Below are 16,918 nucleotides of genomic sequence, written 5' to 3'. Positions count from 1 at the left end.
AATTATAAAGTCAAGTGCATTATTATAAAAACTAATAAAAAAACTGCCCAGACCTTTTATCGGCCTAAGCAGTTATTCGCGCTTCAATCAAATGTAATTTTATTCACCGTGTCACGGTCCAATTTCTTAATGACCTTAACAATTAGCTTCACTGTATTTTCAAAATCATCTCGGTGCAACATTGCGGCGTGGGAATGAATGTATCTTGTCGGAATACAGATGGCAAGTGACGGCACACCTTTTCCAGAAAGATGGATAGAGCCGGCATCTGTTCCGCCGCCTGGAATCGTTTCGAATTGATAAGGTATTCCATTTTCTTCGGCTGTATCAACAACAAGTTCACGCAATCCTTTATGTGACACCATCGATGCGTCGAATAAAAGGATTTGTGGACCATCACCCATTTTACCAGTTGCTTCTTTCGAAGTAACGCCCGGTGTATCACCCGCAATTCCTACGTCAACCGCAAATCCGATGTCTGGTTGAATTTTTGTCGCTGCCGTTCGTGCACCGCGTAAACCAACTTCTTCTTGTGCAGCACCAACGCCAAATACGATATTTGGATGTGCTTCGTCTTTTAATGCCTTCATTACATCAATTGCAATTGCGCAGCCAATACGGTTGTCCCATGCTTTTGCAAGAAGGTATTTTTCATTGTTCATCACAGTGAATTCGAAATAAGGAACGACCATATCACCAGGTGAAATACCCCATTCCATCGCCTCTTCTTTTGACGTGGCACCGATATCGATGAACATATCTTTTATATCTACTGGCTTTTTACGCGCTTCAGGTGAAAGAATATGCGGTGGTTTCGATCCAATTACGCCTGTCACTGTATCGCCTTTACGCGTTACAATCGTTACACGTTGCGCAAGCATGACTTGCGACCACCAGCCGCCTACTGTTTGGAATGATAGAAATCCTTTGTCGTCTATTTTAGAAATCATAAAACCGACTTCATCGAGGTGACCGGCAAGCATAATTTTCGGTCCGTTTGCCTCACCTGTTTTCTTTGCGATTAATGATCCAAGTCCATCTTGTTCGATTTCATCCGAAAACGGCTCAATATACTTCTTCATCACTTCACGCGGTTCCCGCTCGTTTCCAGGAATTCCTTTTGCGTCTGTGAGCGCTTTCAACATGACTAATGTTTCATCTAATTTCGTCAATTATTTTGGCCTCCTAAATATAAATTACATACAAGTAGTATATGTGAAAGACACACTATTATCAAAATACTCCACTTATTAGCGGGCCTAGCCAGGTTAATTAGCACCTTATATGCATATATCAACGTTCTATATGCATATGAGGCGCTTCAAAGACTTTTATCAGCAAAACAGGTCTTTCTAACAACCCTTAACCCTTACAGCAGCTCTTTCCGCAATTCCGCCGCACTTTTCGGCGACAGTAACCCCGGTGCAATATCAAACACTGTTTTCGCGCCCGCATCTCCATTTTGATTTAATCGGTAAGCTGCACGAGCATATGCCACTAGCACACTCGACGTAAATTCAGGATTGCTTTCAAGCTTTAACGAATACTCCATCACTTGAGCATTACCTGTACCCGTCTTACCGCTTCGAATAACAAATCCGCCATGCGGCATCGCTGAATGATCACGCTTTAATTCTTCTTCAGTAATAAACGTCACCGTCGTATCATAATCTGTAAAATAATCAGGCATCGTTACTATCGTAGTTTTCACTTCATCCGCATTTGCCCCGTCCTCAAGAACGACATAACAGTCACGTGTATGTTTTTCGCGCGTCGTCAGTTCGGGTAGCGAACCGCTTCGTACTTTATCAACCGCATCGGGATTAGGTATTGTATACTGGACCGCCCCTTTAACCCCTTCCACTCTTCTTACCGCATCTGAATGCCCTTGGCTAAGGCCTTTCCCCCAAAATGTGTACGTTTCACCTTCTGAAAGAACAGCTTCACCATATAATCGATTAATGGAGAATAAACCCGGGTCCCAACCAACCGAAATAATTGCGGTCTTACCATTTGGTTTTGCTGAACCGTCAACCGCTTCAAAATACTCTGGAATTTTTGCATGTGTGTCGAAACTGTCCACCGTGTTAAATAAAGCCGCGAGTGCCGGCCCTTGTTCGGGTAGATCATTTTTGGATCCTCCACAAAGAATAAGTACATCGATTGTGTCCGTAAAATCTTGTATGTCTTCCATTTTGTAAACAGGTACATGATTAGTTAGCAATTTCACATCTTCGGGATTTCTTCTTGAGAATACACCAACTAGTTCCATATCTTTATTTTGTCCAATCGCGGATTCAACGCCTCGTCCTAAGTTGCCATATCCGGCAATTCCAACTCTAATTGTCATTGTTTCATTTCCCCTTTCACTAGTTTATCTTCAACAGTTTGTGAGAAATGCAGATCCTGCGATTCTTCACCATTCTGTTAATTATATCTACTACATAATCTTATCGCTCCAGTTCACAAAACGCCAACCAAAAAAGATTGTTCACAACCTATCCTTTTCCACCTAGCAAAAATAGTGGTAAAGTAGTAGCAGTGTACATTTTATGAAAAGAGGCTTTATCATGCGTGGTTTTGTTTATCTCATTGTCTTTTTCTCGTTTTTCGATCTATTTTCACAACTGCCTGTCATGAGTCCCTATGCGCTGTCTCTCGGTGCATCGCCATTTTTAGTTGGACTTGCTGTCGGAATTTATTCTTTTTCAAACACATTCGGAAATATTATTTCTGGATTTATGACGGATCGGCGGGGCCCTTTTGCCATTCTTCTAATTGGTCTCTTTGCTTCAGCCATATCGCTTTTCTTCTATTCTGCCATAGTTGGACCAACATCACTGCTTGGTGTCCGGTTTGTACATGGATTTATGGAAGGACTAATCGTTCCGGCTGCATTTACATTTTTGGCTAATCGTGCAGAAGAGTCCAAGCGTGGAAAAAGTGTCGCAATTTCGGGTGCGTTTGTCGGTCTTGCTGCAATTCTTGGACCTGCATATGGAGGAATTGTTGCGGCGAAAACAAGTACGCCGTTCATTATGGCCATTAACGGTGCGATTATGCTCGTTTTAGCGATTTCGGCTTTCTTTATTCTTCGTTCGTTTACACATGTCCGAAAACGTTCTTCCAAACAAGCGAATAATTTCAAAGTGAACTACTTATTCCGCCACCCGGGTATAGTAAGAGCTTTCTCCGGTGCATTCTTTTTAATGTTCTCACAAGGGGTCCTTGCACTTGTTTTGCCATTGAAAGTAGAGTCCCTTGGATTTGACACAAAAACGTCCGGTCTCTTACTTAGCGCTTTCGGAGTCGTTGCGATCCTTATTTTCCTTTTACCAACGAACCGTATTTTCGATCGTGTTCGCCCTATGGCGACATTGGCTTTCGGAATATCACTTATGGGAGTCAGTATGTTGTTTTTAAGTCAAGTCGAACAATTGCATTACCTATACATTGCGATGGCGATTTACGGAATTGGGTTTGCGTTTCTTTTCCCTTCCATCAATTCACTACTTATCGATTCGTCTTCCGCTGAGTTCCGCGGGAAAGCGTACGGTTACTTTTACGCATTCTTCTCAATTGGAGTCGTAGCTGGATCTGGCCTTATCGGATTCCTCGATTTGGATTTTAGAGGTGCTTTCGTACTGACCGGAATCATCTTGCTTGCCGTTGCCCTTTACGCGCTCGTCGGCATGAAGAAAACAAGGACGGTTGACAAATCATCGTCTGTCGTATAGTGTCAAATACGAAACGAATACCCTGTCCGGGAGAGGTTCATAGCGACCCTCTATAAAAAACTATGGATGACGGAATTTACGCCATATCCATCCGATATGGCTTTTTTTTACGGCTTCTATGGACCTCCCACGACAAATTATACGGGAGGTTTTTTTAATTGGCTGGAAGAGATGAAGCAACATTGACCGACTTAACTTTGCTCGGCAATCAAAACACAAAGTACTTATTTGAGTACAACCCTGACATTTTGGAGTCCGTAGACAATATGCATGTCAACCGGGACTACTTCGTGAAATTTAACTGTCCAGAGTTCACATCACTTTGTCCCATGACAGGACAACCGGATTTCGCAACGATGTACATCAGTTTCATTCCCGATAAAAAACTTGTAGAAAGCAAGTCCCTTAAATTATATCTATTTAGTTTCCGCAATCACGGAGATTTTCATGAGGACTGCGTCAATATTATTATGAACGATTTAATTAAACTGATTGAACCACGCTATATCGAAGTTTGGGGCAAATTCACTCCGCGTGGCGGTTTGTCAATTGACCCTTACTGTAACTACGGAAAACCTGAAACAAAATACGAACAAATGGCCAATCACCGGATGATGAATCACGATATGTATCCGGAAAAGATTGATAATCGATAAGAAAGAGATTCAATAATAAACAGTTAGCCCTTCCTATTTTATCGTTACACATGAACCGGGTAAATGGGGAGCGCAACCAGCTTTAAGAGATGACGGGATCGTAATATATCCACAAGAAAAATAAAGACAGACAACATCCCATCCAAAATGTTGTCTGTCTTTTTTATTCAGTGAACATTTTCCCGCTGATACGCTTTAATTTCTTCCATGAACGCTTCTCCGTATCTTTCCAATTTTGCAAGTCCGACACCATTCACTTCGAGGAAATCCTCTTCTGTAACTGGCATTCTAGATGCCATGTCTCGCAATGTTTTATCTGAGAATACAACAAATGGCGGTACACCCGCTTCTTGCGACAACGTCCGCCTAAGTGCACGAAGTTGCTCGAATAACGGGTCATCATTTGTAATTTGCTTCGTTACGACGGAAACTTTTCTCGATACTTTTACATTGCCCGTCAAAACTTCTTTTCCTCGTTCACTAACGTAAATTGTCGGGAACTGTCCATTTTCAACACCGAGGTAGTTTTCCGAAATAATGAACTCGATAAAATCAGAGACATCTTTTGCACTTTGGCCTTTCATAATGCCGTAAGTCGTTAACTTTTCAAAACCAAAATCCATCATTTTTTTATTTCGAGAACCCGTTAGTACTTGTGCAATCATCGTCTTTCCAAAACGTTGCCCCATCCGAATCACACAAGATAATACTTTTTGAACATCTACTGTTACATCAGTACTTTCTCTTGTGTCTGTACAATTGGCACATCGACCACAAATAGCAACATCCGTTTCTCCAAAGTAAGTAATGATAAACTTCTGAAGGCATACTTCTGTATGACAATAATCAATCATTTGTTGTAACTTCTCAAGTTCAGCAGGTATGCGTGTTTCGTCTTGCGATTGGTCAATTAAAAAGCGTTGCGTCTGAACGTCTTGAGATGAAAATAGCAATGTACAAGCACTATCCAGTCCATCTCTTCCCGCACGTCCAGCTTCTTGGTAATAACTTTCCATATTTCTAGGCATTTGATAATGTATTACGTATCGAATGTTTGATTTATCGATTCCCATACCAAATGCATTCGTCGCTACCATAACCGTTACCTCATCGTTCAAAAAGCGGTCCTGACCCAATTGACGCTCTTCATCTGATAAGCCCGCGTGATATTTAGCTACGGCTACGCCATTTTTTTGTAAAGTATCATGGACTTGATCGACTGCTTTTCGAGTCGCAGCATAAATAATGCCCGCTTCCCCTTCGTTTTTCTTCACGTAATCTTTTACAAACTTTTCTCTGTCTTGCCCTTTTACAACAGAAAATGAAAGATTCGCTCGTTCGAAACCAGTCATGACGGTATTGTCATCCGTAATGCCAAGCTGTGCGCAAATATCTTCACGAACGGTTGGTGTTGCTGTCGCAGTTAATGCCAGAACGACTGGCTTATGTTCGAAATAGGAAATAATATTTTTGATGTTTCGATAACTCGGTCTGAAATCATGTCCCCACTGTGAGATACAGTGTGCCTCGTCAATCGCGACCATCGGAACATTCATCAACTGCAACTGATTGATAAAAGACGCTGAACCAAGTCGTTCGGGTGCGATATATAACAAACGGTACTCCCCGTGAAGGGCCGACTCCATTGTTTGGTGATATTCTTCACCCGTCATTGAACTATTAATGTATGCGGCTGGAATGCCTGCCTCATGGAGTGCATCGACCTGATCTTTCATCAGTGAAATAAGTGGAGAAATAACTAGAACAGTCCCATCCATAACGAGCGATGGAACTTGATAACAAACGGATTTTCCACCGCCCGTCGGCATCACACAAAGCGTATCGGTACCATTAAGCACATTCGTAATTACATTCGCCTGTCCTTGTCGGAATGAGTCATATCCAAAGTAATTGCTTAAAATAGTTGTTGCTTTTTCAATCAACGAAAAGTTCCTCCTTCACGAATAAAAAACGCCTACAACTAGGCGTTTTCACTTTGTTATTTGAAACAGTCAATCAGTAAATAATAACCGTTCCTCATCACGACTATGAATTTCATTAACGACAATAAGTGCGTGGAAACGATGAAGAACACTTGGGCTTAACCCTTCTTCCTTAAGTAAATCTTCAATGTCTTTTACCATAATACGTAGTAAGTCGTGGTCACGGGTAAGCGCAATAATCGCATCTTTCAATTCTGGATGTTGTTCAGAAATCTCTAAGTAAAATCCGCTTTCCTCCGCGTCTGCATGACTAATGATACGTGTCTTCCAAAAGTCGATTAAGTTATCGGCTGCTTTCAACGCAGTTTCAAGTTCACCCTGTTTTAAAAGGTCCATCATATTAGCTGTTTTAATTGTCGCTCCGGAAAGTCCACCTTCATGAATCGAGCGATGAGCCTGGAGTTGCTTGAGTGCAGGTCCTGACATACAAATCATCCTTTCACAAATATATCTAGTCTTAGAATACCAGAATGTAAGATGTTTTGAAATGAAAGCTCACTTAACAATTCTCGCCTTCAAATTGACCCCAAGTTATAACTACCCATCCAAAAATCAAGCTTTTTTCGGTGAACTAAAAAGTAATGCAATGAATAAGCCTGCAATAAATGTAAGCACACTAATTACTAACGCAGTTCCGCCGAGCGGAATCCCGGGATATACAACGAATATCGAACCAAGAATCAGCCCAATTATTATTGCAAATGTTGTATAGGTAAAATTCAACAGTAAATAGCTAATTACTTTACTGCTAACAATGAAACCGATGATAACGCCTGCACCGATGACTGCAATAATTGGGAAGTTTAAATTCGACAGTGCGCCAATTGCGGTTGAATAAACACCTAATAAAAGTAAAATGAAAGAACCGCTAATTCCTGGTAAAAGCATCGCCATACTGCCCGCCCATCCAGCAAAAAAGAGCCCAATTGCGTTCGTCGTCGTAAGTGTAGTGATTGGTGCTGTATCAAGTGGTTTAATAAATGCTGTTAAAGCAAGTGCAGATCCCACTATTACAATAAGCACGACATGTTTCAACCTAAACTTTCTCTTCACATCCGCATGCTTTGCAATAAAGGGCAATACGCCGATAATAAGTCCCATGAAGAAAAACTGTGTAGGTGCATGATGATATTCAAGTAAATACTCAATCACTTTACTAAATAAAAGTAATGTAATACCCATCCCGATACCGAGTGGCAATAAAAACCCAATATGCTTTTTCCAATTTCGACTAAAAAAACCACTTATCGACGCTAATAATTCATCATAAATACCTAAAATAAAAGCAATTGTTCCCCCGCTAACCCCGGGTATTAAATCACTAATCCCCATAAAAAAGCCACGGTACAAATTTTTCCATTGCATAAATGAGTCCATCCTTCCAAATAAATACGAATAAAAACATTATACCATTTTGGAGCTATATTCCTATAAAAACATAACAAAAGACTATACAACACAACTTATCTTTGTATACTCAACTTGACATATTGTATAGCCAAGTATACATTTGAAGTATAAATAATTAAGGAGGAGGCCGCTGTGTTAAAAAACAAAGTGAAGGAGCTTCGGGCAAGATTTACTCTAACACAAGGAGAGCTAGCCGAACGCGTCGGGGTAACAAGACAGACGATTGTTGCACTCGAAAAAGGAAGCTATACCCCTTCTCTCCTACTTGCAATGAATATCGCTGAAGAGTTTAGGATGCCAATTGAAGAGATTTTTTCGAAGGAGGAGAAGTGAAAAATGAGTATGTATGTCACGGTTTTTTTGAGGATCATGCTTTTTGTATCCTTAGCAGTCATGGTTTTTGATTTTTTAAGAGTGGAGCAGTTATTTATTCAAATGGAAAGGGGTTATATAGACGGATTTACTGTAGATATAATTACATGGCCTGGTTATGTTGTGATTGCTGTAATGACAATTTTTTTCATTGCAAACATCATCCAATTGATTCTAGTAAAGAAAAATAAAAATGCAAACAAGTATGCTTTTTTGACCATTGAATACGATGTTTCAGATGAACGGGCAGTAGAAAATACTCGCAAAGCGGTGAGTTGGGCGTTTGTCATCATTCTTACATATTCGTTTTTAATCCTCGGCTCCTATATGTTTGTACCTAATTATTTTGTAGATTATATTTGGTATCCATTATTCACAACCGCTTCCATTCCAATTGTCGGACTGCTGACGTATTTGATTACATATAAAGTGCATCAATTTAAATAAAACCGTATGGGCAGAAGTGTGAACCTGCCCATACGGTTTTATTTCATTATGAAACATGCGTTTCGTTTCTATGTTTTTCGATTGCTTCCATACGTTCGTCGTATTCTGCGACTGTCATATCATGTTCAATGAAGTAACGATTGCGTGGATGAACACGGCACTCGTCCGTACAACTGCGCATATAAAGATGTTCGTTTTCTTCTGAACAAATAATTTGTGCATTGCAGATTGGGTTCGCACAGTTTACATAGCGCTCGCAAGGCTCGCCGTCGAAGTGATCGCGCCCAACGATGACATGCTCTACTTGATTGACAGGAACGACAAGGCGCTCATCAAATACATAGCATTGACCGTCCCAAAGTTCGCCTTTTACAACAGGATCTTTACCATAAGTAACGATTCCCCCGTGCAATTGACCAACATCTTCAAATCCTTCTCGAACAAGCCATCCAGAGAACTTTTCGCAACGAATTCCGCCCGTACAATACGTCAGGACTTTCTTCCCTTCGAATTGTTCTTTGTTATCGCGGATCCACTGCGGCAGATCACGGAAGTTTGCAATATCTGGGCGAATTGCGCCGCGGAAATGACCGACATCAAATTCGTAATCATTTCTTGCATCGATTACAACTGTATCCTCTTCTTGCATTTGTTTGAAGAACTCTTCAGGACTTAAATATTTACCTGTCAGTTCATTCGGGTTCACATCGTCTTCAAGACTCATGTTAACGATTTCTTCACGTGCTCGAACGTGCATTTTCTTGAATGCATGTCCATCCGCTTCGTCGATTTTGAAAACAATATCTTTAAAGCGATCATCACTTTGCAACATGTTCATATATGCATCTGTTTGTTCGACCGTTCCTGAACATGTTCCGTTAATCCCTTCAGTACCGACGAGGATTCGTCCTTTTAGTCCAATTTCTTTACAACTTTTTAAATGTTCAGCAGCAAATGTTTCAGGATCTTCAATCGTTACATATTTATAATAAAGAAGAATCCTATGCGTACCTTTTTCCAATTTTCCAACCACCTTGTTTTTATAATTGCAGGTTATAGTCACAACCTGATCGGATGATTTACTTGTAATTGTAAACATACAAAACCTAACGGCATATGCAAAATCCGAGACGTTGACATTATAACATAATTCATGAATGAGAAAAAGGATTTTTCATCCATCAAAATGATTATATAAAAGTTATCGGTCGTTCTTCCTATTTTTCAAATAAAAGTAGATAAAGAGTTTTAAAGTCTTGGTATAGTTACACTCTCAATGTATACTTATAGATAATCATGAAATCGATACTTTTCGACAATAATTTTTATTTTTTTCGATATTATACGAGTTTCTTGACCGCCTACTATACTAAAAGGGAGAAACATATATATGAAACGTAAAAGAAATAAACACCGCTCGCCTTGGATATATACGACATTTTCTATTGCCATACTGACACTTGTAATTATTGGTGCTACTTTAATCTTTCTTTCTATGAAAAATGAAGCCGCTATAGCTACTGAAAAGAAAAAAAGTACGGCTCCACCCCCGACTACTATAAAAACTATCGAATCTAAGTATCCAGGTATTCAAATTGTAAACGAATCTTCAAATGATCCAGCAACTCCTTTTAAAATTCAATATCCTAAAAGTATACATAATTCATTCAACACAATGATCGCCGAATATATTGAGGTCTTAAAACAAACATATTTTGATGCTCTTGCTGAAAAAGCACAAGGCAGTGATACATCACCTAGTGAATTAACTAGTTCGTTTGAGATTTTCCCACATCACTCAAGCAATTACTCCTTTGTTTTTGAAACTACTACCTTTGTAAAAGATTCAAAGGAAACAAGTATTCAATCGTTTCAGTTGAATACGGAGACAGGAAAAAGCATTGCAATTCAAGACGTTTTTGAATACGACGAAGAACGACTTAAAGTTTTGTCTAATACAGTCCGTACAAAATTATTCGAAGACACCGCCTTATCGGAAACAATCACTTCAGATCAAGCAACTTTGCATACGGAACCACTTTGGGAAAACTTTAAGAATTTCGCATTAACTGATGAAGAAATTGTTTTTCACTTTGAAAAATCTACGATTGCTTCCGACAAAGTAAGTGTAACAATCTCTCTAGATGAGCTCGACGATATTCTTGCTACTAATTTCAAAGTCGTTAAAAAAGAAAATGTCCCAGAAGAACCTACTAAAAATGGATTAACCGATAAGGACATAATGAACCAACAAACTGAAACCGCTAAAAATCAAACGGATCAACCAACAAAAACGGATGAATTACAAGTTGCACTTACATTTGATGATGGTCCCGATCCGAAAGTGACAATGGATATCCTTGAAACGTTAGAAAAGTATAGTGCAAAAGCTACATTTTTCATGCTTGGAAGCCAAGTAGAGAAGTTTCCCGAAATCGCCAAAAATGTAAGCGATGCAGGCCACGAGCTTGCCAACCATTCGTGGAGCCACCCCGATTTAAGAAAGTTAAATATCGAAGGAATAAAAGATGAAATTCTTAATACGACAGAAGTGATTGAAAGTGCGACTGGAAGTAAAGTGACGGGAGGATTTCGACCACCCTATGGCGCTTTTAATGATACAGTGCGCGCACAAACAGACATGCCCATTATCCTTTGGGATGTTGACACACTTGACTGGCAACATAGGAATCCAAATCAACTGCTAACCCACGTAAAAAACCAAACGAGAGACCGTAGCATAATTTTAATGCATGATATTCACCAATCAACAGCCGATGGACTTGATGCTGTACTTAGCTTTTTGAAAGACGAAGGCTATACATTCGTCACTATATCCGAACTCGACTAAAACGAAAAGCCTTCCCAACCATTTTTTTGGTTGGGAAGGCTTTTGTTATAGAAGTATTAGAGCAAACTTGTTATAATAGAGCTAGAACAGAATCTGTGTCCAACGATAAAGGAGGTTTTCTGGTGTTCATTAAAATTGAAACGGATTCCGATATTCCAATATATACTCAGTTAGCAAATGGGCTTATTGAAGGGGTGGCAAATGGTTCTCTTCAGCCCGGTGATCAGCTGCCATCCGTTCGTTCGCTAGCCGCAGATCTTGGTGTAAACATGCATACTGTAAATAAGGCCTACCGGGAACTGGATGGAAAAGGAATTGTCAAGATCATTCCAAAATCAGGGGCTGTTGTCAATGTCCCCTTACAAGCTAAGGCAGCACGTAGCCGAATTGAAGAATACATGAAGCCCGTTATCGCGGAAGCCCTTGCCGTCGGAACCCCTGATGAAGAAATAATTTTAATGGTGCGGGAACTGATTAACACTATTAAGGAGGTACAAGAATGACTATTTCTATTTTTCTTTTTATAGGTTTATTTATTGTTTCGATTCAAGCCGCCGTGCCCTATTTGTTGAAACGGAACATCGTATTTGGCGTCACGATTCCGAATACCTATACGGACGAATCTACACTTTCTTCCTACAAACGCTCCTATTCCCTTATCATCGCAAGTACTGGAATCATTGCGATGGGCGCTTTTGCACTATGGGCACTGTCGACCAATGCCGGGGAAGAGAAAGTCGTTTTGACAGGTACCGCAATCCAATTCGGAATTCTCCTGTTGAGCATGGCTCTTTATTTTTTGTTTCATGCAAAAATATCGCGCTTGAAACATCAGAATCATTGGGGGACGGATTTAAAACAAGTACGAATCACGGATCTTGCCATTCGAACGGCTGATGAAATGTTACCGTGGACGATTTATCTATTACCTATGCTGATCACTATTGGCCTTATCGCTTATACAGTGACTCAATATGCAAACTTGCCCGAATTGATTCCTACCCATTGGGGAATTGATGGCCAACCAGATGCTTTTAGTAAAAAAACACCTTTTTCTTCAATTGCCCTATTGCTTATCCTTTTTATCATGCAAGGGATGATGCTCGCTATCAATGAATTTACAAAACGATCTGGCATCAAAATAAGTGCAACTAATAAGAAGAAATCGCGTGCACAGCAACTATCCTTTCGTAAATACTCGAGCTGGTTTTTGTTTGCAATTGTTCTACTCATGACTGTGCTATTCGGCTTCCTACAACTTGGAACCATTCATGAAGATATCGGGAATCCCGCTTTGCTATTTGCTTTACCGATTGGTTTTCTCGTCATCATATTTATTTTGACGGGTATTTATGCATTTAAAGTCGGTCAAGGTGGAACGCGACTAGACGTTGATATTATCGATGAGGACGTTGAGGGAATTACAGATTATGATGACGACCGTTATTGGAAAGGCGGCATCATTTATTTCAATAAAAATGATCCTTCCATTTTCGTTGAGAAACGCTTCGGCGTCGGATGGAGTTTGAATTTCGGCCACCCTATTGGATATTTCATCTTATTTGGTCCGATTCTTCTTATCCTAGCTATTTCATTTTTTATGTAGAAATAAAAAAGAGACAATTCGTTCGGTTTCGAACGAATTGTCTCTTTCTTTTACTATATAAGTTAATTTCATAACAGAAGACTTAGTGTTGAAATACGAACAAAGTTGATTTTCGCTTCGGGCGGACGCTTTCCGTGGGCACGGCTTCAATCTCCTTGTCACTGCGTTCCTGCGGGGCTTTCAGCTCGCGCTGTTCCCACTGGAGTCGCCGCCCTCCGCTCCAATCAACGAAACGCCTTCTATATTAATGAACAATAGAACTTAAAACCCCATTATCATTCGTATTTTAAGTTGAAATAGGGAATTATGAAATCGACTCATATATATCTGTATTTGAATAACTTGGGATACCTAGTGAAGTGACTTCGTAGGTATTCTTTATTTCAACATTTATAGTTAACTAAATACGCTTGTGCTGTGAAGTGGCTGGATTCTTGCTTTGGGGTCAATATATGACTTGGCGTGGTTCACCGCAATAGGTGCTTCGCCGAGACCTACAGCAATTAGTTTTACCTTGCCGTCAAACGTTGTAACGTCTCCTGCCGCATAAATCCCTTCAATATTCGTTTCCATTCGTGTATTCACTTTAATGGAGTTGCGATCCATTTCAAGTCCCCACTCTTTAATATTTCCTAGGGACGAGATGTTTCCGTAGTTGACGATCAAATGGTCAATCGAAACAACTTCTTCCGTACCGTCTTTTTCCGCAAGAACGATGCCACTTACATTGCCGTCCTCACCTTCAATCGATTTCACCGCGCGTGACGTCTTCACGATTACTTTGGAATCCAGTAGCTGATTGACACTCGTTTCATGAGCAGTGAATCGTTCACGTCGGTGAACTAATGTAACGTTTGAAGCAATATTTTCTAACATAAGCGCCCAGTCAACAGCGGAGTCTCCCCCACCGCAAATAAGCACTTCTTTATCTTCGAAAATCGTTAAATCTTTAATGCCGTAATGAAGTGTTTTTTCTTCAAAATTCACTTCTTCTTTCAAACCAATCTTTCTTGGACGGAATGCACCGATTCCAGCAGTTAAAAGAATTGTTCGTGTCAAATGCACACCTTTGTCCGTTTCAAGAATAAAATGGTCTCCGTCCCGGGTTGCTGTCAGTGCTGTTTCCCCTAAAAGAATTTCAGGTTTCGCATAATGTGCTTGCGTCACTAGGTTTGCAACGAAGTCTTTTGCAAGAATTTTAGGAAAGCCGCCTACGTCATATATATATTTATCTGGGTAAAGCTCAATCAGTTGTCCTCCAAGTTGAGGTAAGCTGTCGATAATTTTTACCGACATTTCCCTCATACCTGCGTAAAATGAAGCGAATAGACCCGTTGGCCCTCCACCAATAATTGTAATATCAACGATTTCTTTGTTCATATATAACACTCCAATGTAAGTAATCTATTATGGACCCACTTCTACTAAGTAAATCACTTGCCCTATTTATTATCATACAACTTAACGAAAAAAACACCTAATTTGTTTTATATGCCAGGAATATCTTTTACATATAACAAAAGGCTATACACATTTTTGTGCATAGCCTTTTGTTATATATTAATCTTCAAGATGCGTTTGACAAAATTCAAGAATTTGGTTTTCTTCTTCTTCCTCAAGACCAAAATCGAGCGCTTTTTCAGTTGCACGTTCAAAGAAATGATAAGTTACAATTCGTCCGACTTCATTATCATCGACCGCAAAAATAGCTCTTATGCCAATTCCCGCCTCGGAATATAGCTCGTCATCCTCATCCAATGTAATATAAAGTTTGTACTCATAACGTTCTCCCGCCAAGATTCCGGTAGGATCGTTCATCTTATTCACTGTAAATTCATTTATTTCCATAACATCAATCACCTTTCAAGTACCTGTTATTTTTTCGGTTCTATTCAATAATTAAGTATAACACAAAAAATAAGCATGATAGGCATCTCAAGTTTTCATATACAGTTATCCACATGAATAAATTTGACTCCTTTAAATTTATTGTTGCAATCTTCCTTCCTATAATTAACAATAGAAATATAGTGTTTTGTAATAAGTATTATTAAGGGGGATGGGAATGGTTACGTTTAATGAGTATACCTATAAGAGACCTATCATTGAGCAAATAAAAGAAGAATTTTCTTCTCTTCTTACTGATTTTAAATCAGCAGACTCGTACGAAGAACAAAACAAAGTTATCGAAAAAATTAATGCTATTGGAAGCGACTACTCAACACAAGAAAACCTTGCATATATTCGAGCATCCATTGATACGAATGATGAATTTTATCAAAAAGAGCGTGATTACTTCGATGAAGTCGGACCGGAGTATCAAGCACTGGAAACGGCTTACTATAAGGAACTTATAACTACCCCATTTAGAGTAAAGCTTGAAAAGAAATGGGGTTCACAATTATTTGCACTTGCAGATCATTCAATTAAAGCATTTTCACCAGCAATTGTCCCTTTACTCCAAAAGGAAAATAAGCTTTCATCCGATTATTCAAAACTTGTCGCATCTGCACAAATTGAATTTGACGGAAAGACGTTGACCCTAGCACAAATGGGTCCATATTCTGAATCGAAAGACCGGGAAGTAAGAAAAGCAGCTTCCACTGAAGTCGCTAACTTCTTCTCTAAAAATGGAGATCATTTCGATGACCTTTACAATCAACTTGTAAAGATCCGCCATGAAATCGCAACGACGCTTGGTTACAAAAACTTCGTCGAACTTGGCTATATTCGCATGAACCGCATCGATTATGATGCTACAATGGTAAAAACGTTCCGTGACCAAGTTCGCGATCACATCGTTCCCCTTGCAAACAAACTCTATGAACGACAAGCAAAAAGGATTGGAGTCGATCATCTGAAGTTTTATGATGAGTCATTTAAATTCCTAACAGGAAACGCGACTCCACAAGGACCTCCCGAATGGATTATTGAAAATGGGAAAAAGATGTACGAAGAACTCTCACCTGAAACTGGTGAATTTTTTCAATTCATGATGGACCGCGGGCTCATGGATATCGAGGCAAAAACAGGAAAAGAAGCAGGTGGATATTGTACGTTTATCGATAATTATGACTCTCCTTTCATATTCTCAAACTTCAATGGAACATCAGCTGACATCGATGTACTTACCCATGAGGCGGGTCACGCATTCCAAGTATATTGTAGTCGTGATATCGGCATCCCAGAGTATATTTGGCCAACCCACGAGGGAGCCGAAATTCACTCGATGAGTATGGAGTTTCTCACTTGGCCTTGGATGGAATTGTTCTTTAACGAGCAAACCGAAAAATATAAGTTTGCTCATTTAAGCAGTGCATTATTGTTCTTACCGTACGGTGTTGCAGTCGATGAATTCCAACATATTGTCTACGAAAATCCATCTATGACTCCTATGGAACGAAAAGCCGCGTGGAAAGAAATTGAAGCTACGTACATGCCTTCACGTGATTATGATGGTGTTGAGTATTTGGAAGTTGGCGGTGTATGGCAGCGTCAAATTCATATTTATTCGGATCCATTTTATTACATCGATTACGCACTTGCCCAAATTTGCGCATTTCAATTTTGGAAACGGTCATTAGAAGAACAGAAAGAAGCGTGGAAAGATTACTTACACCTTTGCACACTTGGGGGTTCAAAATCGTTCACAAAGCTTATTGAAGAAGCGAATCTAATTTCACCATTCGAAGACAATTGTCTAGAGTCGATTATCGGTACGATTGAAGAATACCTAAATTCAATCGATGACCAAGCTTTATGAAAAACAGTAAAACGGGCCTATCTAAGAATTGAACAATTCTTAGATAGGGCCCGTTCTTTCATTGATAAAGTCT

16 protein-coding genes and 1 riboswitch are annotated in these 16,918 nt (G+C 39.7%); of the genes, 8 read left to right on the top strand and 8 right to left on the bottom strand.

Annotated elements, in window-relative coordinates; genetic code table 11:
- Positions 1-83: 83 nt before the first annotated feature.
- Positions 84-1,172 carry a M42 family metallopeptidase gene (locus KSU66_RS05990; protein WP_269050505.1) on the bottom strand — a complete coding sequence of 363 codons (1,089 nt, stop codon included), beginning with the start codon at positions 1,170-1,172 and terminating at the stop codon, positions 84-86.
- A gap of 197 nt (positions 1,173-1,369) precedes the next feature.
- On the bottom strand, positions 1,370-2,350 hold the full coding sequence (locus KSU66_RS05985) for a diaminopimelate dehydrogenase (protein ID WP_269050504.1): 981 nt from the start codon (positions 2,348-2,350) through the stop codon (positions 1,370-1,372).
- Between the two features lie 220 nt (positions 2,351-2,570).
- Here KSU66_RS05985 and KSU66_RS05980 point away from each other — a divergent pair, with 220 nt between their 5' ends.
- Both KSU66_RS05980 and queF read left to right on the top strand, forming a co-directional pair.
- On the top strand, positions 2,571-3,737 hold the full coding sequence (locus tag KSU66_RS05980) for an MFS transporter (RefSeq protein ID WP_269050503.1): 1,167 nt from the start codon (positions 2,571-2,573) through the stop codon (positions 3,735-3,737).
- A 26-nt stretch (positions 3,738-3,763) separates the two neighbouring features.
- Positions 3,764-3,807, top strand: a riboswitch (PreQ1 riboswitch).
- Between the two features lie 88 nt (positions 3,808-3,895).
- The gene (queF, locus tag KSU66_RS05975) at positions 3,896-4,393 is read left to right on the top strand and encodes a preQ(1) synthase (RefSeq protein ID WP_269050502.1); all 498 of its coding nucleotides are present in this window, start codon (positions 3,896-3,898) and stop codon (positions 4,391-4,393) included.
- Between the two features lie 167 nt (positions 4,394-4,560).
- Here queF and recQ read toward each other — a convergent pair whose 3' ends face one another.
- From recQ to KSU66_RS05960, 3 genes are all read right to left on the bottom strand, one after another.
- Positions 4,561-6,336 (bottom strand): DNA helicase RecQ, encoded by a 1,776-nt coding sequence (gene recQ / locus KSU66_RS05970; RefSeq protein WP_269050501.1) that lies wholly within the window; start codon positions 6,334-6,336, stop codon positions 4,561-4,563.
- Between the two features lie 69 nt (positions 6,337-6,405).
- Positions 6,406-6,822 carry a hemerythrin domain-containing protein gene (locus KSU66_RS05965; RefSeq protein ID WP_269050500.1) on the bottom strand — a complete coding sequence of 139 codons (417 nt, stop codon included), beginning with the start codon at positions 6,820-6,822 and terminating at the stop codon, positions 6,406-6,408.
- 126 nt (positions 6,823-6,948) lie between these two features.
- Entirely contained in the window at positions 6,949-7,761 is an 813-nt protein-coding gene (locus KSU66_RS05960; protein ID WP_269050499.1) for a DUF368 domain-containing protein, read from the bottom strand.
- 177 nt (positions 7,762-7,938) lie between these two features.
- Between KSU66_RS05960 and KSU66_RS05955 the strand changes: the two genes are divergently transcribed.
- Both KSU66_RS05955 and KSU66_RS05950 read left to right on the top strand, forming a co-directional pair.
- Positions 7,939-8,139: a helix-turn-helix transcriptional regulator gene (locus KSU66_RS05955; RefSeq protein WP_269050498.1), complete on the top strand. Its 201-nt coding sequence runs from the start codon at positions 7,939-7,941 to the stop codon at positions 8,137-8,139.
- A gap of 3 nt (positions 8,140-8,142) precedes the next feature.
- Positions 8,143-8,625: a hypothetical protein gene (locus KSU66_RS05950; RefSeq protein ID WP_269050497.1), complete on the top strand. Its 483-nt coding sequence runs from the start codon at positions 8,143-8,145 to the stop codon at positions 8,623-8,625.
- A 46-nt stretch (positions 8,626-8,671) separates the two neighbouring features.
- On the opposite strand, the gene trhO is transcribed toward KSU66_RS05950, so the two are convergent.
- Positions 8,672-9,646 carry an oxygen-dependent tRNA uridine(34) hydroxylase TrhO gene (gene trhO, locus KSU66_RS05945; RefSeq protein WP_269050496.1) on the bottom strand — a complete coding sequence of 325 codons (975 nt, stop codon included), beginning with the start codon at positions 9,644-9,646 and terminating at the stop codon, positions 8,672-8,674.
- A 369-nt stretch (positions 9,647-10,015) separates the two neighbouring features.
- On the opposite strand from trhO, the gene KSU66_RS05940 reads away from it, so the two are divergent.
- From KSU66_RS05940 to KSU66_RS05930, 3 genes are all read left to right on the top strand, one after another.
- On the top strand, positions 10,016-11,476 hold the full coding sequence (locus KSU66_RS05940; protein ID WP_269050495.1) for a polysaccharide deacetylase family protein: 1,461 nt from the start codon (positions 10,016-10,018) through the stop codon (positions 11,474-11,476).
- Positions 11,477-11,598: 122 nt separating this feature from the next.
- A complete protein-coding gene (locus KSU66_RS05935; protein WP_269050494.1) occupies positions 11,599-11,979 on the top strand; it encodes a GntR family transcriptional regulator in 381 nt (126 codons plus the stop codon).
- Entirely contained in the window at positions 11,976-13,082 is a 1,107-nt protein-coding gene (locus KSU66_RS05930) for a DUF1648 domain-containing protein (protein WP_269050493.1), read from the top strand. The genes KSU66_RS05935 and KSU66_RS05930 overlap by 4 nt, the downstream gene beginning before the upstream one ends.
- A 396-nt stretch (positions 13,083-13,478) precedes the next feature.
- Here the strand turns inward: KSU66_RS05930 and KSU66_RS05925 are convergent, their stop codons facing one another.
- A complete protein-coding gene (locus tag KSU66_RS05925) occupies positions 13,479-14,462 on the bottom strand; it encodes an NAD(P)/FAD-dependent oxidoreductase (protein WP_269050492.1) in 984 nt (327 codons plus the stop codon).
- A gap of 180 nt (positions 14,463-14,642) precedes the next feature.
- Positions 14,643-14,930: a DUF6509 family protein gene (locus tag KSU66_RS05920; protein WP_269050491.1), complete on the bottom strand. Its 288-nt coding sequence runs from the start codon at positions 14,928-14,930 to the stop codon at positions 14,643-14,645.
- Between the two features lie 217 nt (positions 14,931-15,147).
- On the opposite strand from KSU66_RS05920, the gene KSU66_RS05915 reads away from it, so the two are divergent.
- On the top strand, positions 15,148-16,845 hold the full coding sequence (locus KSU66_RS05915) for a M3 family oligoendopeptidase (RefSeq protein WP_269050490.1): 1,698 nt from the start codon (positions 15,148-15,150) through the stop codon (positions 16,843-16,845).
- Positions 16,846-16,918: the final 73 nt, after the last annotated feature.

The organism is Sporosarcina sp. G11-34 (genome assembly GCF_026931025.1).
Note: the sequence above shows the minus strand (reverse complement) of the source record. Positions and strands in the feature narration are given on the sequence as shown.